This is a genomic window from Lacrimispora sp. 38-1 (assembly GCF_049890855.1).
GTDB lineage: Bacteria > Bacillota > Clostridia > Lachnospirales > Lachnospiraceae > Lacrimispora.
This window is the reverse complement of sequence record NZ_JBANEW010000069.1, coordinates 32,896-54,570: the sequence shown is the minus strand read 5'-3', so window position 1 is coordinate 54,570 and position 21,675 is coordinate 32,896. Positions and strand designations below refer to the sequence as shown.

Genomic DNA, 21,675 nt, shown 5'->3' with positions numbered 1-21,675 from the left:
TATGAAAATGGTTATTAAGCAGATATTAAATACAAATGCTGTGATATCGAACGATGAAAATGGACAGGATGTCCTGCTGCTTGGAAGCGGCCTTGGATTTAAAAGCCGTATGGGTGATGCCATCGACCAGGAGCGGGTTGAAAAACAATTTATCCTGAAAGATAAAAATCATAAAAGTCAGTTTCGGGAAATATTAGATACGGTGCCTCAGGAATATATCATGGTGGCAGAGGACGTGATTGATTATGCGGTCCAGGTTTTTGATATGACTCTCAATGAAACCATTCACATTTCCCTGGTAGATCATATTTATCATGCAGTAGAAAATTATCAGCAGGGGCTTGTTGTACCGAATTCCATTCTTCATGATATCATACGGTTTTATCCGGATGAATATAAGGTTGGACAAAAGATGCTTGATTTAATTGAGTCCAGATTCGGGTACCGGTTATCCAATGATGAAGCAGGATTTGTGGCCATGCATTTTGTAACAGCCCGGCATAATCAAATAAGCGGAAATGCAAAAAAAATGATTGTTATGGTCAGAGAATTAAATGACCTGATTATGTCAGAATTGAATTTTCATGTTGAGGAAGATTCGCTTCCCTATTATCGGTATATGACCCATTTGAAATTTTTTGCGCAGCGTGTCATGAAAAAATATTATTATAAAGAACATGGCGGGGCACGCATGTTAGAGGAACTGCTGCGAAACTACCCCGATGAATACCGCTGCAGCCAGAAGGTTTGCAAATACATTGAAGATAAATATCATTACAAAGCGGGGCACGATGAATTAATATATCTGGCAGTTCATTTGTCACAATTAAAAAACAGTTAGATTTTGGCAGTGTTATGATTCAGTTCAGCAAAGCCTGGTTATTCTCTTTCGTTATAAGGGATAACCAGGCTTTTTTGATAAAAAATTTATTAGGGAGGTATCATTATGGCAGATTATTCAAAATTAGCCAAAGATATTGTAGAGCATGTTGGTGGGGAAGAAAATATAAATTCCCTGACCCATTGTATCACACGGCTTCGTTTTAAATTAAAGGACGAAAGCAAGGCAGATACGGAAACACTGAAAAATATGCAGGGTGTCATCAAGGTGATGCAGGCAGGCGGCCAGTATCAGGTTGTAATCGGAAGTGATGTTGAAGATGTTTATGACCAGATTCTGCTTAGTACTTCAATTGGGGACAAGAATCAGAGTGAATCCAAAGAAGCAGACAATTTAGCATCAGGAAACAAAAAGAACAGCTTTCTGGAGAAGATGACAGATCTTATTTCCGGTATATTTATGCCCTTTATGGGAGCATTTGCCGGTGCAGGACTTCTAAAGGGCTTTTTAGTATTTTTCACGACCCTCTCCCTGCTTGATAAAACTTCTACCACTTATACCATACTTTATGCTGCATCAGACGGTATTTTTTATTTTCTGCCTGTATTTCTGGCATATTGTGCAGCACAGAAATTTGGTGCTAAGCCGTTTATTTCAATGGCAATTGCCTGCGCCATGTGTTATCCTTCCATGACAGCTCTGTTTGGCAATAAGGAGGTTGCTGTTACATTTTTCTCAATTCCAGTGAAGCTGATCAGCTATCCAAGCTCTGTACTGCCGATTCTCTTAACCGTTTATGCCCAGTCCAAACTGGAAAAAGGATTGATGAAAGTAATTCCTAAGATTATTCAGAGTATTGTTATTCCTGTGGTGGATTTTGCAATTGTTTTCCCCGTCGCTCTCATTGTGATCGGACCGGTTACTGATATCGTGAGTAAAGGTATTGCCGGAGGAATTCAGGCAGTATTTGCCTTTTCTCCAGCAATTGCAGGATTTGCTCTGGGTGCTTTATGGCCGCTGTTTATCGTGTTTGGTTTACACTGGGGATTTTTGCCTATCATTATGAACAACTATTCCGTATTAGGATATGATTACATCTCACCGACTACATTTGGTGCTAACTTTGGTATTGCAGCAGCATGTCTGGCAGTATTCTTAAAGACAAGAAATAAAGATATGAAGTTAGTATCCGGTTCTGCTTCCGTCTCAGCCCTGATTGGTGGTGTAACAGAACCAGGTATCTACGGTGTTTTAATGAAAAACCGTAAAATATTCATTGGAATGTGTATCGTTAATGGAATCAGTGGTGTTATTGCAGCGGTAGCAGGCTGCATCCGTACAGCACAGGTTCCAGTCAACCTTTTAACGATTCCAGCCCTTTTTGCTATGGCGGGCCCGGCTATCGTTGCATCAATAACGTTTTCTTTTGTGATAGTATTTTTGATAACTTATTTCTTTATTTATAAAGATGAGGTACAATAAGAGAAAGCTGAAATATGACAACATAAACAGACAACAGGAGAGTGAAAGATGCTGAATTTTTCAGAATTGTATCCATTAAGCAACCAGGCCAGAATGGCCCACTTGCTGGATGGTATGTGGAAATTCCGTTTTGATCCGGAAGAAAAAGGACTGCAGGAGGGATGGCAGCATAAGCTGCCAGACCCCATCTCCATGCCGGTCCCTGCCAGTTTTTCGGATTTTTTTACAACAAAGGAGGAAAGGGATTTCTGCGGGGATTTCTGGTATGAGACAGAAGTATTTGTACCACGGGAATGGGAGAAACAGGAGGTGGAAATCCGCTTCGGAAGCATTACCCACCGTGCCAGTATTTATTGCAACGGAAGTCTGACAGCAACCCATGAGGGCGGATTTTTGCCGGTAGCTGCAAGAGTGACGGATCATGTAAGATTTGGTGAGATAAATACATTTATTGTAAAGGCTAATAACGAATTAAATGAAGAGAGTCTTCCCTGCGGAGCCACCGCGGTGCTCAGTGACGGAAGAAAACTGGCCAGGCCTTATTTTGATTTTTTCAATTACTCCGGAATTCAGAGAAGTGTATGGCTGGTTTCAAAGCCTGAAGAATCCATCGAAGATTTCAGCGTGGAATATGAGTTAAACGGAGAAGATGCAGTTATTCATTATCAGATCATGACAAATGGTACTCATGAGGTTTCCTTTGAATTATTTGATGAAGAAAAACAGCAGGTGGCTAAAAGCACAGGTATGCAGGGAAGCGTCATGGTTCCTAACGCCCATTTATGGAACGTAGGAAAAGCCTATCTTTATCAGGCGGTCATGCGTATCTGGGATGGGGAAACGCTGATTGACGAGTATTCTTCCAAAATCGGTATCCGGACGGTAAAGATAGAAGGAAAAGAAATTCAGATCAACGGCAAAGCTGTTTATCTGAAAGGATTCGGAAAACATGAAGATTTCGAAGTGATTGGAAGAGGCTTTAACTGGGGGGTATTAAAGAGAGACTTTGAATGCATGAAATGGATCGGTGCCAATTGCTTCAGGACCAGCCATTATCCTTATGCAGAAGAGTGGTATCAGTTTGCAGATGAAGAAGGCTTTTTGATCATTGATGAGGTTCCTGCGGTGGGAATGATGAGATCCACCAGAAACTTTGCAGATGCAGGTACAGGTAAGTTTACAAGATTCTTTGAAACACCTACCATACCTAATTTGTTAAAGGCCCATCTTCAGGCAGTGGAAGAGATGATTGTAAGGGATAAAAACCATCCAAGTGTAATTGCATGGAGTCTGTTTAATGAACCGGAAACCACCAGCGAACAGTCGAAAGATTATTTCACAACGATTTTTGATGCTGCAAGAGCTTTGGATCCGCAGAAACGTCCGATGACAGGAGCATTTGAGAAGAATAGTCAGCCGGAAATCTGCCAGTGCTACCAGCTTTGTGATTTTATCTGTTTAAACCGGTATTACGGGTGGTATATCAAAGGAGGACCGGAGCTTGTTGATGCAAGGGAAGCCTTCCTGATTGAGATGAATAAGTGGAAAGATAAAAATTTGAATATTCCGTTTGTATTTACTGAGTTTGGAACGGATACCCTGGCAGCAGAGCATAAACTACCGAGTATTATGTGGAGCCAGGAGTATCAGGACGAATATCTGGATATGAATTTTGAAATATTTGACCAGTTTGATTTTATACAGGGTGAGCTGGTTTGGAATTTTGCTGATTTCCAGACTACAGAGGGAATCATGCGTGTTAATGGAAACAAAAAGGGGATTTTCAATCGGGTCAGGCAGCCTAAAAGTGCTGCTTTCGTATTAAAGACCCGGTGGGAATCAATGGACTAAGCATATAAAGGACTGAATAGTATGGGATTTTTAGATAATTTGTTTGGTAATAAAGAGAAAAATGAATCAGACACTTCTGCTGTAAAACGCATAACCTGTGAGCCGAAAACTATCTACAGCCCCTTAAAGGGATCTGTAATACCTCTTTCAGAAGTAAGTGATCCGGTGTTTGCAGAAGAAGTTATGGGACCGGGTGTGGGAATTAATCCTGAAGAAGGAAAGTTATATGCTCCGGCCGATGGAGAGATTGCATCTGTATTTCCTACCGGACATGCAATTGGAATGACAACCGGAGATGGAATGGAAATTTTACTTCATATTGGTATAGATACCGTACAGCTGGAAGGTGATGGTTTTCACGCGTTAGTAAAGCAGGGAGATCATGTGAAAGCAGGGGAGCTGCTGGTAGAATTTGATTGTGCTAAGATTAAAGAAAAGGGCTATCAGACAACCACTATGGTACTGGTACCCAATGCATCCATATTAGGCACGATGAGTCAGCCTCATACAGGTCCGGTTGAACCTCTGGACCGGTTATTTAATTTTCAGTAATCACTTTCAGGGGAGTGATAACAAATATAGATAATGCATAATAATAATAATAAAATCGCGGGCAGCTTTTCTGTATCGAAGCTGCCTGCGATTTTATCATTTATCATGAAGTCTCTCTTATATTTTTGAGGATTTTAACAACCTCTTCCTTTTTCAGTACTTTACCAAAGGAAACCACCTTGCCGTCTACCACAAGGGCCGGTGTGGACATAACCCCGTAAGCAGCAATCTGTGTGAAATCTGTCACATGATCAATGGTACTCTCCATACCCAGCTCTTTTAGAGCTTCCCGTGTTGCTGCTTCCAGCTGGTTGCATTTTGCGCAGCCTGAGCCAAGCACCTTGACTGAAGCGCCGCTGCTCTTCGTTTCATCAGATTCAGCTATTGTGTCGCTGCTGCAGCTGCCATTACAGCAGCATCCGGAGTTTATTTCCTTTTCCTCTTCTTTTTTCTTACCAAAACCAAACAGTGCCATAATTTTATCCTCCTATAATTTTTTTTTACACAAGAAAATTCTGCAAAATATTAAACAGATATCCAATGATAATGATGCCAATGGTACAGATTGCTACGAAAAGACCAAGTAGTTTTGGCTTGACAGCTTTACGCAGCATGATAATGGAGGGAAGGCTTAAGGTCGTGACCGCCATCATAAAGGAGAGGACGGTACCAAGCTGTGCCCCCTTGTAAAGAAGTGCTTCTGCAACCGGTATTGTTCCGAAAATATCCGCATACATGGGAACGCCCAGTAAAGCCGCCAGTATTACACCAAACGGGTTGCGGCTGCCCAGCACCATCTCGATCCAGCTTTCAGGAATCCAGTTGTGAATGATTGCTCCAATACCTACACCGATTAAAATGTAAGGCAGTACCTTTTTGAAGGTGGCTGCCACCTGATCCCTGGCGTAAATCATACGTTCTTTTCTGGTCAGGCTGGGCGAATCAATGTCCACACTGCCCGCTGACCGGATAAAATCCTCCACATAACTGTCCATGTGGAGTTTTTCAATCAGAGTTCCTCCCAGTACGGCAAGGATCAGACCGATGATCACGTAGACAAGTGCCACCTTTGTTCCGAAGATGCTCATCAGCAGTACAAGGGAACCAAGATCCACCATGGGAGAGGATATAAGGAAAGAAAAAGTCACGCCCAGGGGCAAGCCTGCACTGGTGAAGCCAATAAACAGCGGTATGGAAGAACAGGAACAGAATGGTGTAACAGTACCAAGCAGTGCTGCCATAATGTTTGCCCATACACCATGAAACCGGCTCATAATTTTCTTGCTGCGTTCAGGAGGAAAGTAGCTTTGAATGTATGAAATGATGAAAATCAGCACACAGAGCAGCACGGTGATTTTCAAAACATCATAAATAAAAAACTGTATACTGCCGCCAATCTGCCCGGAAACGTCAATGCCAAGGGCCGAAAGCAGTCTCCCAATAAAATCATTGAGCCATTTCATACCAAGTACCTGGTTTTGAAAAAACAGCCACATTGTTTGAAGGAGTTTCATTAGAAACGTACCTCTCTTTCTTAATCAGACATTCATATCAAAAAAAATTGATGTTACGTGTTAAATAAGAGCCATCTTTCATCTGATGGCTTTTATCAATTACTGCGTCCGTTATCCTCTGCAGCCGAATCGGGAGTGGTTATTGCTTTTAAAAGCAGCAGGGCCTCCTGGCTTCCTTGTTCGCTGATTTTATAATGTGTCCATTTTCCTTCCTGTCTGCTTTCCACAATTCCGGAATCGCATAGAATCTTCATGTGATAGGACAGGGCGGACTGACCAATTTCCATCTGATCAATCAAAACACAGGCGCATTTTTCACCGCTTCGCAGCAGTTCTAAAATCATAAGCCGCTTTTCATCACAAAAGGCTTTGAATACTTTCGCGTTTTTTTCAGGACTGAGTTCCATATTTTTACCTCACATCAAAATAATTTGATGTAACATAGTATATGCTTTAAATTAAAAAAAGTCAACACAATATAAAAATAAAATTATAAAAATAACAGTTGCAAAATACAACAGTTGCATGATATTATATTTTTTGAGGTGATAAAATGATAAATCAGGGCAGTAAAGTCTTACGTGAATTGATCCGGATACTGGTCAGGGATTTAGGAATTCTTGAAAAAAGCGACGCTTCCTGTTGCGGCGTTAGTTTAACACAGTGCCATGCGATTGTTGAAATCGGTCGTAAAGAAAAGATTTCATTAGTTGATCTGTCCGGCTTATTAGGACTGGATAAAAGTACAATGAGCCGGACCATCAATAATCTGGTGGAATCAGATTACGTTATCCGGGAATCAGATATGGAAAACAGGCGTTATATAATCATTCAATTAACGGAAAGAGGCAGAAGCATATTTCAGAATATTGAAGAAAGTATGGAAGAGTATTATAAAGGGATATTTAATGCAATACCAGAGAACAAAAGAAATCAGGTACTTGAGAGCTTACAGCTTCTTAAAGATGCGGTGGAATTGAGCAATTGAGCAGTATTGGTTAAGGCATATTGTTAAGGAGGAATAAATTATGGAATACAGAATCGATGAAATGAAAGCATCAGACTGGCCGCAGGCTGCAGATATTTATATGGAAGGTATAAGGACTAAAATTGCTACATTTCAAAGTGAGGCACCAGGCTGGGAAGATTGGGATAAAGGTCACTGTAAGACCTGCCGGCTGACAGCCAGAAGCGGTGATATGATTTTGGGATGGGCTGCTTTATCTCCGGTTTCCGGACGGTGCGTTTATTCAGGGGTAGCAGAGGTAAGCATCTATATCAGTAAGCAGTTTCAAGGCCAGAAAGTTGGTACAGCACTTTTGGAAGAATTAATCAGACGATCCGAAGAAAATGGATACTGGACTTTACAGTCAGGAATTATCAGAGAGAATTCCGCCAGCTTAAACCTGCATAAAAAATGTGGTTTCAGGGAAATTGGCTATAGAGAAAGGTTAGGTAAAATGGATAACGGAAAGTGGCATGATGTAGTATTGGTTGAGCGGAGAAGTAAAGTGGCTGGCTGAGTACGTTGATTCCAACCACTTTTCCGCAGAATAAATATCAGAGACATATAAAGCATTGTGCATGTTGATAACTTTAAATAACAAGATCAGAAATTGTATTTTCTTTTAGTTTCTCTGGTGGAAAACCACCTGCTCTTAATACAGTTGGCTTATCCTCCACAAAGGACACGATGGTGGTTGGAATGCCATAGACGGCCAAAGAATCGTCTTTAATGATTAGGTCAACCAGATCACCAAAGTATTTAACCGCATCATCAAACGTGTGAATTTCCGGCTGTCCTGAAATATTACATGTCGTTGCACAGACAGGCCCAATGGCATTTTCCGTAATATAACTGATAACCGGGCTTTTCAGACACATAAAAGCCGCACTGTCAAGACCACTGGTAACTTCGTCTGAAATGGCAGGTTTTTTTTTCAACACAAGACTTACCGGCGCGGGCCAGATGGAATTGACAATATTTTCCGCTTCAGGTGGCAGTTCCGCATAATCGTAAATGCTTTCCTTCGTTGTGCAGACAACAAAGCCCTTTTTCCGAGGCCTCTTTTTTATACTGTATACCCGGTCAATCGTTTTTGTATATCTTCCGGAAAAAATAAATGCATAGACATTTTCCGTTGGAATGATAACAACGTCGCCGCGGTCCACATAATTTACAGCCTCAATCATCGCTTCAGGACAATTAATTTCTGTTTCACATTTCATAGTGTTTACCCCTTTCTATTTATATGCTTTATTGTATGTAGGTATTTTTAATGATGCATACAATACAATTATATTGTTGACTATGCTGTGCTGTCAATGTTATAATTGTATGTATTACAATTTTAATGATGAGGATAATAATAGCATGTCTGATAAGACTTTTTTGTACGGAAATCCATCGTGGCAGCCGCATTTTGAGAAGGGCATAGGACCAATTTACAAAGCAATTGTATCAGCTTTAGAAAATGACATTAAATATGGGATATTGAAAGCTGGTGACCAGCTTCCCCCTCAGCGGGAACTTGCAGATTTTCTGGGAGTAAACTTTACAACAATCACACGGGCATATAAAATTTGCGAACAAAAGGGATTGATCTCAGCCATCGTCGGAAAAGGTACATTTGTTTCCGTTGACGCCAATATAGAGTCGACAACAGATGACACGGAACCATATCTGATTGATTTAGGAAGAATTCACTCACTGAATAACAACAGAAAATATTTATCAGAGGCAATCGTACAGGTAACGCAGCGAATGTCTGTGATTAATTATTTCGCTTATGATGAACCAAAGCGCCATATTTCTTATCAGGAAGTCGGATCTGATTGGATAAAAAGATTTTATTTTACTGTAAATCCAGATGATGTATTTATAACTTCCGGTACACAAAACGCATTGGCAGTCATACTATTATCCCTTTTCCAGCCAGGAGATAAAATAGGTACTACAAGGTTAACATATACAGGTTTTAAAAGTATAGCCAGCATGACAGGAATACAGCTTGTTGCCGTTGATACCGATAAAGACGGTCTGATTCCGGATATGGTGGAACGCGCCTGTCAGATTGACGGTATAAAGGGACTTTATATTATGCCAGAGTGTCAGAATCCAACAACGTGCACTTTACCGGCTGAAAGAAGAAAAGCGATTGCAGAGATAGTGAGGAAATATGGTCTGATTTTAATTGAAGATGATACAATGTCTTTTCTCGGAAATACTGATTTGCCGCCTGTATCGTCTTTTGCTCCTGAAAATAGTCTGTATATCAATGGCACATCAAAGGCATTAAGCGTAGGCTTGCGGATAGCTTTCTTATATGCACCGTCAAAATTTCATGAATATATCAAACAAGGCATTTATAATATTGACTTGACGACTTCACATTTCAATGCAGAAATTGCAGCTACATTACTTGAAAATGGGTCAGCCGATGCTATTATTAAAGAAAAGCAGATGGAAGCTGAATACAGAAACCAGATTGTAGATGACATTTTGTCAGGATATCAGGTTTATGGAAATAAAAGAGACTATTTCAGATGGTTAATATTACCTGAACAGTGGACGGGAGCAGAATTTGAATTATGTGCACGTTCTGCCGGTATACAAGTTTTTTCGGCGGAAAGATTTATGGTGGGAAATGGTCCAATTCCATCTGCGGTTCGAATATCAACATCAGCAATCGAAGATGTACGGGAACTGAAAGCTGGATTAACAATTCTAAGACAATTATTGGCTGCTTCCCCAAAATTACCTGAGTTTGTAATATAAACACAGTAAGTTTTTTACAAAACAATAGCCCAAAGTTTACACTAAATATATTGACAAATATCAATGTGCTATTATAATAAAGATATAGATAAATATCTATGTATAAACAGAAGTATATGGAAGAATGGAGAAAAACAGAATGGTTCTGCATACAGACTACGCACCGGTATTTAAAGCATTAGGCGATGCTACCAGACTAAAAATCATAGAGATGTTATCCTGCGGTGAACTTTGCGCATGTGATATACTGGAATGTTTTGAGATCACACAGCCCACATTATCTTACCATATGAAGATACTGACAGAATGCGGTCTGGTGATTAGCCGCAAAGAAGGATCCTGGATGTATTACAGTAATAACACACAGTTAATTGAGCTTATAAAAAATTACTGGAGTAACATGACTACAGAACAGGAAAACTGTATCTGCAAATACCATAAATCAGATAAACAATGCAATTAATTATAATTGGTGCATCGCATTGTTGGAACATATTATTATCCAGCGCATAGAATATGCATATATGCTCATATAAATATATAAAAGAGGAAGAGGTGAAATTGTGATTGATATTTTTAAAGCACTGTCTGAAGAGAGCAGGCTGCGAATCCTGACTTTGCTGATGGAAAGAGAAATGTGTGTCTGTGAGATAGAAGTTTGTCTCGATATGACACAGTCAAACGCTTCCAGGCATCTGACTGTACTTAAAAACTGTGGAATTTTATATTGTTATAAGAAAGCACAATGGGCATATTTCGGCATAAGCGATAGTTTTAAAAAGGAACATAAAGACTTATGGGAGTACCTGCAGCAAAAGATAGTTGAATTGCCAACCTATGAGACAGATCATCAACAATGCGAAAAGTATAAAAACGTTGATGTCTGTGCAAATTCAAGAATAACACATTAAGGAGAGCCGGAATGAATAAAGAGAAATCAGAAGAAATTGGATTTTTTCAAAGATACTTAACCATATGGGTAGCATTATGCATGATTACTGGTGTATTGATCGGAAAATTTCTGCCGGCGGTGCCCGGGTTTTTTAGTCAGTTTGAATATGCTAATGTTTCTATTCCTACGGCAATATTAATCTGGGTTATGATTTACCCAATGATGATGAAGGTGGATTTTGAAAGTGTGAAGCATGTGGGCAAAAATCCAAAAGGGTTGTATGTAACGTGGGTTACCAACTGGCTGATTAAGCCTTTCACTATGTTTGCAATTGCTTCCTTCTTTTTCTATGTTGTATTTAAAGGATTGATTCCTGCAGATCTGGGAAAAGAATATTTAGCAGGTGCCGTTTTATTAGGAGCAGCACCTTGTACTGCGATGGTTTTTGTATGGAGCCAGCTGACGAAAGGAAGCCCGGCCTATACTGTCGTGCAGGTAGCAACCAATGACTTAATTATTCTGATTGCCTTTGTACCTATTGTTAAATTTTTACTGGGAGTGAGTAAGGTATCCGTTCCCTGGGATACTCTGGTTTTGTCAGTTGTTTTGTTTGTTGTGGTACCTTTAACGGCTGGTGTACTGACAAGAATGTATGTCAGTAAGAAAAAAGGCAGAGAATATTTTGAAAATCAGTTTTTACCTAAGTTTGATCATGCAACAATTGCCGGATTGTTATTGATGCTTGTACTTTTATTTTCCTTCCAGGGTGATGTTATATTAAATAATCCACTGCACATATTACTGATCGCAGTGCCGCTGACCATACAGACATTTTTGATTTTCTTTATTGCATATCTGGCAGCAAAGGCGCTCAAGCTTCCTCATAATATAGCGGCACCGGCAGGGATGATAGGAGCATCTAATTTCTTTGAACTTGCAGTAGCAGTTGCGATTGCCCTGTTCGGAATGGATTCTCCGGCAGCACTTGCTACTGTAGTCGGTGTTTTAACTGAGGTACCCATTATGCTGATCCTTGTTAAAATAGCAAATAAGACAGCTCATTGGTTTTAAATAAAATGATTTCAGGAAAGGAAAAATTATAAAATGAAAAAGATGCAGATATTTGAACCTGCCATGTGCTGCTCAACAGGACTTTGCGGAGTTGGAGTCGATCCGGAATTATTAAGAATTTCCACGGTACTGAACACACTAAAGAACAACGGCGTGCCTGTTGACCGGTTTAATCTTTCAAATGCACCTCAGGAATTTGTGGTGAATAAAACAGTTAATGATTTTGTCAGTAAAAAAGGCGTGGAAGGGTTACCAGTTATTCTTGTGGATGGAGAAATCATTATAACCGGAAGATATCCATCAAATGAAGAGTTTATGAAATTGCTTGATGTTCCGGCACATTATATTGGTGGTAACGCTGAAACTAAAAAAACACAAGGCTGTGGCTGTTCTGGAGGGGATTGCTGTTGTTAATGGAAAACTTTCATATAGAAAAAGCAGTATTTACAAAATATCTGTTCTTTACTGGAAAAGGAGGAGTTGGAAAAACTTCAACTGCCTGTGCTACAGCAGTATCCCTCGCTGATTCAGGTAAAAAAGTTCTGCTGATCAGTACGGATCCGGCCTCTAACCTGCAGGATGTATTTGAAACAGAATTGAATAATAAAGGTGTTCCTATTCCTGAAGTACCGAATCTTGTAGTGGCAAACTTAGATCCCATAGAGGCAGCCGGGGAATATCGTGAAAGCGTAATCGCGCCTTACCGCGGACAGCTGCCTGAGGCTGTAATAAAAAATATGGAGGAACAGCTTTCTGGTTCCTGTACTGTTGAGATTGCTGCATTTAATGAATTTTCCAAATTTATTACAGATGTAAAAGTTCAGGAAGAATTTGATTATATTATATTTGATACTGCACCCACAGGGCACACATTAAGGATGCTAAAGCTTCCATCGGCCTGGAGTAATTTTATCAGCGAAAATACCCATGGTGCTTCCTGCCTGGGGCAGCTCTCCGGGCTGGAAAGCAAAAGAGATATCTATAAAAATGCTGTGGAAACATTAGCGGATGGTAATCTTACAACTTTAATTCTGGTTTCAAGACCTGAGGTAACACCGTTAAAAGAAGCGGCTAGAGCCTCTCTTGAACTCACAGATATAGGAGTAAGAAATCAGATGATGATCGTAAACGGTATATTAACATCTTATGATGATACGATTTCAGAAAGCTTTTATAAAAAACAGCAGTCAGCACTTGCCTGTATGCCGGAAGAACTTAAGAATATGAAATGCTGTTTCATACCTCTCAGAGCCTATAATATAACAGGTATGGAAAACGTAAGAGCTCTGCTGGAAAAAGACAGTTATACCATTCGTGATGATAAAATTAAGGCAGATATCATTCCAGGTTTAAAAGATGTAATTGAAGATTTATATAATTCCAATAAGAAAGTCATTTTTACCATGGGTAAAGGTGGTGTGGGTAAAACAACAATAGCAGCTTCTATTGCATCAGGTCTGGCAGCGAGAGGAAAAAAGGTTCATCTGACTACAACCGATCCGGCCGCTCATCTTAAATTTGTTATGAGTGAGACTGATAAGATTACAATGAGCCATATCAATGAAAAAGAAGAGTTAAAGAAGTATCAGCAGGAGGTACTTTCAAAAGCGGGGGCAGCTATGTCAGAAGAGGACCTGGCATATATAGAAGAAGATTTAAGATCCCCCTGTACCCAGGAAATTGCTGTATTCAGGGCTTTTGCAGATATCGTTGAAAAGGCAGAAGACCAGATAGTAGTGATTGATACCGCACCGACCGGACATACGTTATTACTTCTGGATTCCACACAGAGCTATAATCAGGAAATGAAACGCTCCCAGGGTGATGTACCTGAATCAGCTAAAAAGCTGCTTCCAAGATTGAGGAACAAAGATGAGACAGAAGTTATTATTGTAACTCTTGCAGAAACCACTCCGGTTTATGAAGCATTACGTCTGGAGGAAGATTTAGAACGGGCTGGAATTGCTGCAAAGTGGTGGGTAATCAATTCTTCCCTTTACCGTACCGGTACGACGAATAAGTTGCTGTCAGCAAAAGCCAGTAATGAAATTGAATGGATTAATAAGGTGGCTGAGCATGCAGATGGAAATTTTGCAGTGATAAGCTGGAGACCGGACGAAATAAAAGATGAGAGTCTGTATTTGCTGTAGATAAAAGAGGTGATAGCGATGAATGAAATGAAAAAAGATAATAAACCGAAAGTTGCTTTTGTTTGTGTGCATAATTCCTGCCGGAGTCAGATAGCTGAAGCGCTGGGAAAGCATCTCGCCGGTGATGTATTTGAAAGTTATTCGGCAGGAACTGAGTTAAAGGATCAGATCAATCAGGACGCCGTTCGGTTAATGAAAAAGATATATGGGATTGATATGGAGGCAACGCAGAAAAGTAAGTTAATTGAAGATATACCGGGACCGGATGTAGTAATTACTATGGGCTGTAATGTAAATTGCCCTGTTCTTCCATGTAAAATGAGAGAGGACTGGGGATTAGATGATCCCACAGGGAAAGATGACACTGCTTTTGAGAAAACCATAGGGATAATTGAGAATAAAATCATTGATTTAAAAAACAGGCTGAAAAAGTAAATATATGAATAAAAAACGGGCAGCCTCAGACAGCAGGTTGCCCACTATAGTTTGTTGTTGAAAACGAAAAGGAACGGATTTCACAACTTGTCTAACTTCAGCATAAAATATAGTGTATCCTATTAAGAAGGGAGTCATATTTATGTGTTGCTGTAGATGTGTTTGCTGTAGAAATAATTCCTTTTCAGAACGTGATGAAAACCGTGAATGGTGCGAACGTTTATTCAGAGAAGCGAATGAAGTGGAATCTGATGATGATTTTAACGGTAACTTAAACGACAATTTCAGCGATAACTTCAGAGATAACTTCAATGATAACATTATCATTATAATTAATAACAGCTTTAATAATAACACTCTTTAGAATATGATAAAAGGCAGGAATCAGGTATTATGATCCTGCCTTTAGTATTATAGAAATGCGTTTTTTTTACTAAAGAAGAAATTATATAATTTCTATTAAAAAGTATTGCTTATGTGCGCACAATGGCGTATAATACAAGCGTAAGACAAAATAAAAGTAATTTGAAAGGAGCGATACCGATGGCAGTAAAATCAGCAAATTTATATGCAAGAATTGAACCCGATGTCAAAGAACAGGCAGAGAGTATTCTTTCCGCGCTGGGTATCCCAGCCTCCAATGCTATCAATATGTTCTACAAGCAAATTATTTTACAGAGAGGGCTCCCTTTTGAAGTAAAAATTCCATCTCCAAAACCTGTGAATATGAGTGCTTTAACTGTGGAACAGATGAACACAGAACTGGAGAAAGGTTACGCAGACATGAAGGCAGGACGAACAAAACCTGTAAATAAAGCATTCGCAGATATTCGCAAGGATTATAATTTATGATTTTTGATATTGAAGTATCAGAACAGGCGGATGTGGATTTAAGAATTATCTACGAGTACATTGCCTTTGAATTAAATTCCTCTGAAAATGCGCGTGGACAACTTGACAGACTGGAAGAAAGTATCATGAGTCTTGACCAGATGCCAGAACGCTTTCGGGAATATGTAAGTGAAATTAGGAATAACTATGGATTACGTATTATGCCGGTAGACAATTATTGTGTCCTATACGTTACTGATGTGGAAAAAGCCAAAGTCACAATCATCCGAGTAATGTATGGAGGACAAGATATTGATAAACAGTTAATGAATTATACTCAACGGCAGGATACAAATACAAGTTACCCCTGAATACCTGGCTCCTAATAAATCTGATGCCCGCCTTCCAGTGCGTCATCTAACTGTTTATCGGTACATCTCCTCGCCGCCCCGGCATCACGTTCTTTGATACATTTATATAAACAAAGCACGCTGTCGTATAACGCCTCTTTTCCGTAGCGGATACAAAAGCGTTTCCAAAGCTGTGTTACAACAGGTTTAAACGATATGTAAATCAACGGTATAATACTGTTTCCACTGATAACGGAAAGTTTGTGATGAAAAGAAAAGGTGGAAAGGACTGTATCATCTATGGTTTTTGCAGCAGCAACATCCTCTAATAATCCCTCCAATCCCAGAATATCTTCATTTGATGAATTTTTTATAATCGAATCGGTTACCAGGTGTTCCAACGCCCGCCGCACTTCTATAATTGAGTAAATTTCGGACTGTCCTAGTGTATCTCCGTGATATTCCATAATTGCATTTAAGGTATTAATGTTCCCGTTCCTGCCGTAATCTGCCACGAATACCCCCTGCCTCGGATGCACTTCCAGAAAACCCTGTTTTTCCAGTTCAGCAAACCCGCTGTTAACCACTGCGCGGCTGACCTGCATCTGTCTGGCAATGTCCCTTTCAGAGGGCAATCTGCTTCCCACCGGCATTTGTCCGGATAAAATCATGTCACGAATCTGACGAATAAACATTTCTTTTAAGCTTAAAGCGCTAAGTTTCTGAAATTCCATGTTTCCCCCTTGTTCTGGCTCTGGTCATACCAGAGATTGACACTATTTTATCATATATTCTTACTAAAATTCAATAAATAATTAAGGGATAATGACAGTTATTTTTTGCATTATTGCCAGTATACAGAGAATATTTTATAATAATATTGTTATGACTGAACCAGTATACTTATAAAAAACAAATGGTAAGAAAGGAGCGCGGCGCATGAAAGATTTTAAAGTTCTTGAGATAAAAACAAGTGTCTTTGCTGACAACAACATACAGGCTGGAAAGCTTCGGGAAGAATTAAAGGATAGGAAGGTATTTCTTCTTAATCTGATGTCCAGTCCCGGAGCAGGTAAGACAACCACTCTGGTCCGAACAATTAATGCCTTAAAGGATGACCTTCATATCGGTGTTATGGAGGCAGATATTGATTCTGATGTGGATGCCAGTACCATTTCCCAGACTGGTGCAAAAGCCATCCAGCTTCATACAGGGGGTATGTGCCATCTGGATGCGGAAATGACACGTCAGGGTCTGGAAGGTCTTGATCCGGCGGGCCTTGACCTTGTTATATTGGAAAATGTGGGCAACTTGGTATGTCCTGCTGAATTTGACACCGGTGCTGTAAAAAATGCCATGATTCTCTCCGTACCGGAAGGAGACGACAAGCCCCTGAAATATCCGCTGATGTTTTCTATCTGCGATGTGGTTCTCATCAACAAGATGGATGTATTGCCGTATTTTAATTTTGATCTGGAAAGATGCAAAGCAAATATACGCCTCCGTAATCCAAACGCAGTTATTATTCCCATCAGCGCGCTGAAAGAGGAAGGGATAAAGGAATGGACCGACTGGCTTGGCAATGCAGTAAAGTCCTGGCGTGAATAATATGATAAATTCTAAAAGCGCGAAACAGGCGCGGGAAAGGGAACTATGAGTGAATTAAGACCTAAAATAGTAAAGCTGGCAAAAATGGTAGGCGGTATTGCAGGCGTCATGAATAAAATTGATGAAAATTCTCCCGAATACTATGCACTGGATTGTGTCGTAACCGATGATATGGCTGACATTGCCATGATAATCGGGCTGCGCAGGCCCCGTACCTTTGAATATGTGGCAAAACGCTCCGGAAAAAGTAAAAAAGAAACGAAGGCCCTCTTAGAGCAGCTGGCTTACACCGGTGTAGTCAAAGTATGGAAAGATAAAGAAGATCACAAAGAACGTTTTTTTGTGAATATCTTTGCTCCCGGTATGCTGGAGATGATGGTAAATAACCGGGAACAGTTAAACGAGCATCCTGAAATCGGAAAAGCATTTGAAGAATATACCAGACTGCGTCTTGCACCCATGGCTGCAAAATTCCCGCAGGGTATGGCCATGATGCGTGTAATTCCTGTAGAAGAGGCCATCAGGGATATTCCCGGTACGAAACCCTGGGAACATCTTTCCTATTATCTGGATAAATATGATACATTCTCCGTATCTGACTGCTCCTGCCGCCAGTCCCGCCGTGTCATTGATGAAGGCTGCGGTCATCTGGAAAAAGAAATCTGCATCCAGATGGGGGAAGGTGCCGAATATTATATAAAGACAGGAAGAGGGCGCCAGATTACCCGGGAAGAAGCAAAAGAGATTATTAAGTTTGCAGAAAATAACGGACTGATGCATGAAATGCCCCATACAGACGGACTTGGTGAATCAGCGGCAATCTGTAACTGCTGTGGCTGTTCGTGTTTTTCCCTCCGCCTTGCAACCCTTTTCAATACGCCTGATTCCATACGGTCCAATTATTCAGCCAAAGTAAAAAAGGAAAACTGTGTGGCCTGCGGACAGTGTGTGGAGAACTGCCCGGTGAATGCATTAACACTTGGACAAAAGCTCTGTTCCAAAACACCTGTCACCATAAAGGCAGAGCCTACCGCCCGCGACCATATCTGGAAAGAAAGCAACTGGAATGTGGATTACCGCATAAACCGGAAAGATGTTGCAATAGAAGGCACATCACCGTGTAAAACGGCCTGTCCGGCCCATATATCCGTACAGGGTTACATAAAGCTTGCTGCTTCCGGCCGTTACCGGGAAGCGTTGGAATTGATAAAAAAAGAAAATCCTTTCCCTGCGGTCTGCGGTCGGATCTGCCCTCACGGCTGTGAAAGTGAGTGCACCCGCGGAGACATTGATGAGCCGGTTTCCATTGATGAAATCAAAAAATTTATTGCGGATAAAGAGCTGGATGCATCTGTCCGGTATATTCCTCCTATGCGCTATAATCTTGGAAATAAAATTGCTGTGGTGGGATCCGGTCCTTCCGGTCTTTCCTGTGCGTATTACCTGGCAATTGATGGTTATCAGGTAACTGTTTTTGAAAAAGAAGAGAAACTGGGAGGTATGCTCACTCTTGGCATTCCTTCCTTCCGCCTGGAAAAAGAGGTTCTGAATGCAGAAATAGACGTTCTTCGGGAGATGGGCGTTACCTTTAAAACCGGAATTGAAGTTGGAAAAGATATTACGCTTAACAAACTCCGGGAAGAAGGGTATGAAGCCTTTTATCTGGCAATTGGTGCACAGGGAGGCAGACGTCCCGGCATTGAGGGAGAAGAAGCGGGTGGTGTTATCTCAGGTGTAGATTTTCTTCGCAATGTGAACCTTGGAAGAAAGGCAGAGCTTTCCGGAAATGTAGTAGTGATCGGTGGTGGAAATGTAGCCATTGATGTTGCCCGTACGGCTGCAAGACAGGGGGCAGCTGCAATTAATCTTTACTGTCTGGAGAGCCTTGGTGAGATGCCGGCATTGCCGGATGAGATTGCAGAGGCAGAGGAAGATCACGTTTCCTTCCATAATGGCTGGGGGCCCAAACGCATCCTGACGGAAGATGGAAAGGTGACCGGAGTGGAATTTAAGCGCTGCACCAGCGTATTTGATGCAGACCACCATTTTGCACCAATGTACGATGAAAATGATACAATCATTGTGGAAGCCGATTCTGTTCTGCTTTCTATCGGTCAGTCCATTGAATGGGGCGGACTTCTTTCAGAAAGCAGGGTAGAACTTGGAAGGGGCGGTACAGCCAAAGCGGACAGTCTGACTTTACAGACTTCACAACCGGACGTTTTTGTGGGCGGCGACTGCTTTACCGGTCCTAAATTTGCAATCCATGCCATAGCATCCGGAAAAGAAGCTGCAATTTCCATTCACCGTTATGTACAGCCCGGACAGTCTCTTGTATATGGCCGTGACCGCCGTGAATATCATGCTTTTGATAAGAACAACATTGCCATCGGTATACAGGATTTTGATATGACTCCCCGCCAGAGACCAGGCCATTCTCCTGAGAAAAAAGGCACCTTCTTTGATGAGCGAATGACCTTTACGGAAGAACAGTTAAAGAGAGAGACGGAACGCTGCCTTGGCTGCGGTACGGTAGAGATCGACCGTTATAAGTGTATCGGATGCGGCTTATGTACGACCAAATGTAAATTTGATGCAATCAGCCTGGAACGTACCTATGACACGGTTCCAAATACATATGAAAAGCTTCCTGTCAAAATTGCTGCCAATGCAATTGTACGTACCGGAAAGATTGCTGCCACAACTCTCAAAGAAAGCGTCGTCAAAAGAAGCTGAAGAGAAGAGGAGAGGTAACAATGCATGAGCTTGGTGTACTAAACTCTATGGTTCATACCATTGAGCGTATCGTAAAAGAGCAGAACATAACAGAAGTCAGCAAGCTTGTCATCGAGGTTGGCGAGCTTTCCGGCATTGTTCCCAGATACCTGGAGCAGAGCTGGCCGGCCGCCTCCTATAAGACCTTCATGGAAAAAACAGAGCTGGAGCTTATTGTCATTCCGGGTATTGTTAAATGCAAAGGGTGCGGCAGGGTATTTAATGCCGTTTACAGTGATTTAAGCTGTCCTGACTGCGGCAGCAGAGAAATGGAAATTTTAGAGGGCGATGACATGATAATTAAGGAAATCGTGTGCTGCTAGAAAGTTCTTCTGACAATGAAACAGAATTCACAAATAAAAAACAGACGTTTTCTAATATGAACATGTACCTGTCAAGGTAATTCATTTGGGAAATGTCTGTTTTTTACATTCCCGAAAGCTGCAATAGCTTTTTAGCAGTATTTGCATTTCTTATTGTGACACTATTATAAGCAGAATTACCTACTATTTTTGACCATCTCGTTTTAGAAAATGTTTTAATTGGTGCAGACCAGAAGTGTGATCTCTGCTTTATCTTCATTTTGACTGGAGAAAATGACATTTCCGCTATTGATATAGGTAATAACATTCTGATATCCACTATCTTCAAAGGTCTTTTTTAACTCCGCCATTGATATTTTATTTTTGCCTCCGACATTAATGCCACGTAACAATGCTATATATTTTTTCATATGCGTATCCTTTCACGGCTTTCTGATTAAAAAAAAATTTGTTATCACGATTATATTATTAAATACTAATGTCGTAAAAGGTTTGACATAATCAATCTCATGGTGGTAAAATAGATGCTAAACATTTTATATACTAAAGAATTTAGCAATTAAATAGAAAGGGGCAAAAATTAAAATGTATCATATTGTACAAATTAAAGCAGGCTCTAATTGTTATCTTGTTTCGGAAGCCGATTCATCAATCCTTGTAGATACAGGTTTAAAAGGAAATGAGCGGAAAATATTAAATGCATGCAAAGGAAAAAACGTAAAACTTATAGTCCTTACCCATGGCCATATCGATCACATTCAAAATGCAGCATATCTTGCAAACCAACTGCAGGTTCCCATTGCCATGCATGAAAAGGATATTGTTTTGATACATAATAATCTGTGCCGTGAAATGAAATCAAATGGATTTCCTGGCAATATAGTAAAATTTTTCTCAGTTGTGAGTGCAAAATACGCAAAAATACAGACGTTTGTGCCAGACGTAATTTTAAAGGAGGGAGACAGACTCCTGAACTATGGAATTGATGGAGAGGTGATTGAACTGCCTGGTCATACACAGGGATCCATTGGAATAAAGCTTGGAGACCAATATCTACTGGCAGGAGATGCACTGATGAATTTTTTTACTCCAGGGGTATCGTTATTGTATGAAGATCGGGAACAAATGCAAAAGAGTGCAAAAAGAATTTCAGATATGGGCAGGTTAATTATTTATTTCGGACATGGGAATGCGGCTGAAAACCGTATATGGGTAAAATAAT

General features: G+C 40.5%; 25 protein-coding genes and 1 pseudogene. 20 read left to right on the top strand and 6 right to left on the bottom strand.

Annotation, left to right across the window (positions count from 1 at the left end; all coding sequences use genetic code 11):
- The first annotated feature begins 1 nt into the window (after position 1).
- From V7D18_RS20780 to V7D18_RS20765, 4 genes are all read left to right on the top strand, one after another.
- On the top strand, positions 2-841 hold the full coding sequence (locus V7D18_RS20780; protein WP_426157107.1) for a PRD domain-containing protein: 840 nt from the start codon (positions 2-4) through the stop codon (positions 839-841).
- 105 nt (positions 842-946) lie between these two features.
- Positions 947-2,323, top strand: a complete 1,377-nt coding sequence (locus V7D18_RS20775; protein ID WP_426157106.1) for a PTS transporter subunit EIIC — start codon at positions 947-949, stop codon at positions 2,321-2,323.
- Positions 2,324-2,371: 48 nt separating this feature from the next.
- Positions 2,372-4,174 (top strand): beta-glucuronidase, encoded by a 1,803-nt coding sequence (gene uidA, locus V7D18_RS20770; RefSeq protein WP_426157104.1) that lies wholly within the window; start codon positions 2,372-2,374, stop codon positions 4,172-4,174.
- A gap of 21 nt (positions 4,175-4,195) precedes the next feature.
- A complete protein-coding gene (locus tag V7D18_RS20765) occupies positions 4,196-4,726 on the top strand; it encodes a PTS sugar transporter subunit IIA (RefSeq protein ID WP_426157102.1) in 531 nt (176 codons plus the stop codon).
- Positions 4,727-4,829: 103 nt separating this feature from the next.
- Here V7D18_RS20765 and V7D18_RS20760 read toward each other — a convergent pair whose 3' ends face one another.
- The 3 genes from V7D18_RS20760 to V7D18_RS20750 all read right to left on the bottom strand — a co-directional run bounded on the left by V7D18_RS20760 (position 4,830) and on the right by V7D18_RS20750 (position 6,647).
- Positions 4,830-5,201: an MTH895/ArsE family thioredoxin-like protein gene (locus V7D18_RS20760; RefSeq protein ID WP_426157100.1), complete on the bottom strand. Its 372-nt coding sequence runs from the start codon at positions 5,199-5,201 to the stop codon at positions 4,830-4,832.
- Between the two features lie 25 nt (positions 5,202-5,226).
- The gene (locus V7D18_RS20755) at positions 5,227-6,240 is read right to left on the bottom strand and encodes a permease (RefSeq protein WP_426157098.1); all 1,014 of its coding nucleotides are present in this window, start codon (positions 6,238-6,240) and stop codon (positions 5,227-5,229) included.
- Positions 6,241-6,335: 95 nt separating this feature from the next.
- Complete coding sequence (locus V7D18_RS20750) at positions 6,336-6,647, bottom strand: ArsR/SmtB family transcription factor (protein ID WP_426157097.1); 312 nt, start codon at positions 6,645-6,647, stop codon at positions 6,336-6,338.
- Positions 6,648-6,793: 146 nt separating this feature from the next.
- Between V7D18_RS20750 and V7D18_RS20745 the strand changes: the two genes are divergently transcribed.
- Positions 6,794-7,228 (top strand): MarR family winged helix-turn-helix transcriptional regulator, encoded by a 435-nt coding sequence (locus tag V7D18_RS20745; protein WP_426157096.1) that lies wholly within the window; start codon positions 6,794-6,796, stop codon positions 7,226-7,228.
- Between the two features lie 40 nt (positions 7,229-7,268).
- A complete protein-coding gene (locus V7D18_RS20740; protein ID WP_426157094.1) occupies positions 7,269-7,763 on the top strand; it encodes a GNAT family N-acetyltransferase in 495 nt (164 codons plus the stop codon).
- Positions 7,764-7,836: 73 nt separating this feature from the next.
- Here V7D18_RS20740 and V7D18_RS20735 read toward each other — a convergent pair whose 3' ends face one another.
- Complete coding sequence (locus tag V7D18_RS20735) at positions 7,837-8,469, bottom strand: L-threonylcarbamoyladenylate synthase (protein ID WP_426157092.1); 633 nt, start codon at positions 8,467-8,469, stop codon at positions 7,837-7,839.
- 109 nt (positions 8,470-8,578) lie between these two features.
- Here V7D18_RS20735 and V7D18_RS20730 point away from each other — a divergent pair, with 109 nt between their 5' ends.
- The 10 genes from V7D18_RS20730 (at position 8,579) to V7D18_RS20685 (ending at position 15,768) form a co-directional block, all read left to right on the top strand.
- A complete protein-coding gene (locus V7D18_RS20730) occupies positions 8,579-10,018 on the top strand; it encodes a PLP-dependent aminotransferase family protein (protein WP_426157090.1) in 1,440 nt (479 codons plus the stop codon).
- Positions 10,019-10,157: 139 nt separating this feature from the next.
- Positions 10,158-10,481, top strand: coding sequence for an ArsR/SmtB family transcription factor (locus tag V7D18_RS20725; RefSeq protein WP_426157088.1), 324 nt, complete (start codon positions 10,158-10,160; stop codon positions 10,479-10,481).
- Between the two features lie 100 nt (positions 10,482-10,581).
- A complete protein-coding gene (locus V7D18_RS20720) occupies positions 10,582-10,929 on the top strand; it encodes an ArsR/SmtB family transcription factor (protein ID WP_426157087.1) in 348 nt (115 codons plus the stop codon).
- A gap of 11 nt (positions 10,930-10,940) precedes the next feature.
- The gene (gene arsB / locus V7D18_RS20715) at positions 10,941-11,981 is read left to right on the top strand and encodes an ACR3 family arsenite efflux transporter (RefSeq protein ID WP_426157085.1); all 1,041 of its coding nucleotides are present in this window, start codon (positions 10,941-10,943) and stop codon (positions 11,979-11,981) included.
- A gap of 33 nt (positions 11,982-12,014) precedes the next feature.
- Positions 12,015-12,395: an arsenite efflux transporter metallochaperone ArsD gene (gene arsD / locus V7D18_RS20710; RefSeq protein ID WP_426157083.1), complete on the top strand. Its 381-nt coding sequence runs from the start codon at positions 12,015-12,017 to the stop codon at positions 12,393-12,395.
- Positions 12,395-14,131, top strand: a complete 1,737-nt coding sequence (gene arsA, locus V7D18_RS20705) for an arsenical pump-driving ATPase (RefSeq protein WP_426157081.1) — start codon at positions 12,395-12,397, stop codon at positions 14,129-14,131. The genes arsD and arsA overlap by 1 nt, the downstream gene beginning before the upstream one ends.
- Positions 14,132-14,149: 18 nt before the next feature.
- A complete protein-coding gene (locus V7D18_RS20700) occupies positions 14,150-14,566 on the top strand; it encodes an arsenate reductase ArsC (RefSeq protein ID WP_426157079.1) in 417 nt (138 codons plus the stop codon).
- A 142-nt stretch (positions 14,567-14,708) separates the two neighbouring features.
- Positions 14,709-14,930: a hypothetical protein gene (locus V7D18_RS20695; protein ID WP_426157077.1), complete on the top strand. Its 222-nt coding sequence runs from the start codon at positions 14,709-14,711 to the stop codon at positions 14,928-14,930.
- 179 nt (positions 14,931-15,109) lie between these two features.
- The gene (locus V7D18_RS20690; protein WP_426157075.1) at positions 15,110-15,418 is read left to right on the top strand and encodes a type II toxin-antitoxin system RelB/DinJ family antitoxin; all 309 of its coding nucleotides are present in this window, start codon (positions 15,110-15,112) and stop codon (positions 15,416-15,418) included.
- Entirely contained in the window at positions 15,415-15,768 is a 354-nt protein-coding gene (locus tag V7D18_RS20685; RefSeq protein WP_426157073.1) for a type II toxin-antitoxin system RelE/ParE family toxin, read from the top strand. The genes V7D18_RS20690 and V7D18_RS20685 overlap by 4 nt, the downstream gene beginning before the upstream one ends.
- An 11-nt stretch (positions 15,769-15,779) precedes the next feature.
- On the opposite strand, the gene V7D18_RS20680 is transcribed toward V7D18_RS20685, so the two are convergent.
- The gene (locus V7D18_RS20680; RefSeq protein WP_426157071.1) at positions 15,780-16,481 is read right to left on the bottom strand and encodes a FadR/GntR family transcriptional regulator; all 702 of its coding nucleotides are present in this window, start codon (positions 16,479-16,481) and stop codon (positions 15,780-15,782) included.
- Positions 16,482-16,686: 205 nt separating this feature from the next.
- On the opposite strand from V7D18_RS20680, the gene hypB reads away from it, so the two are divergent.
- From hypB to V7D18_RS20665, 3 genes are read left to right on the top strand one after another with little or no spacing between them, the layout of a single operon-like run.
- Entirely contained in the window at positions 16,687-17,355 is a 669-nt protein-coding gene (gene hypB, locus V7D18_RS20675) for a hydrogenase nickel incorporation protein HypB (protein ID WP_426157069.1), read from the top strand.
- Between the two features lie 45 nt (positions 17,356-17,400).
- Positions 17,401-20,091: an FAD-dependent oxidoreductase gene (locus V7D18_RS20670; protein ID WP_426157068.1), complete on the top strand. Its 2,691-nt coding sequence runs from the start codon at positions 17,401-17,403 to the stop codon at positions 20,089-20,091.
- A gap of 20 nt (positions 20,092-20,111) precedes the next feature.
- A complete protein-coding gene (locus V7D18_RS20665; RefSeq protein WP_426157067.1) occupies positions 20,112-20,453 on the top strand; it encodes a hydrogenase maturation nickel metallochaperone HypA in 342 nt (113 codons plus the stop codon).
- A 239-nt stretch (positions 20,454-20,692) separates the two neighbouring features.
- On the opposite strand, the pseudogene V7D18_RS20660 reads toward V7D18_RS20665, so the two are convergent.
- Positions 20,693-20,863: pseudogene (locus V7D18_RS20660) on the bottom strand (DUF1697 domain-containing protein); the annotation flags it as partial.
- Positions 20,864-21,038: 175 nt separating this feature from the next.
- Between V7D18_RS20660 and V7D18_RS20655 the strand changes: the two are divergent.
- Positions 21,039-21,674, top strand: coding sequence for an MBL fold metallo-hydrolase (locus V7D18_RS20655; RefSeq protein ID WP_426157066.1), 636 nt, complete (start codon positions 21,039-21,041; stop codon positions 21,672-21,674).
- Position 21,675 lies beyond the last annotated feature (1 nt).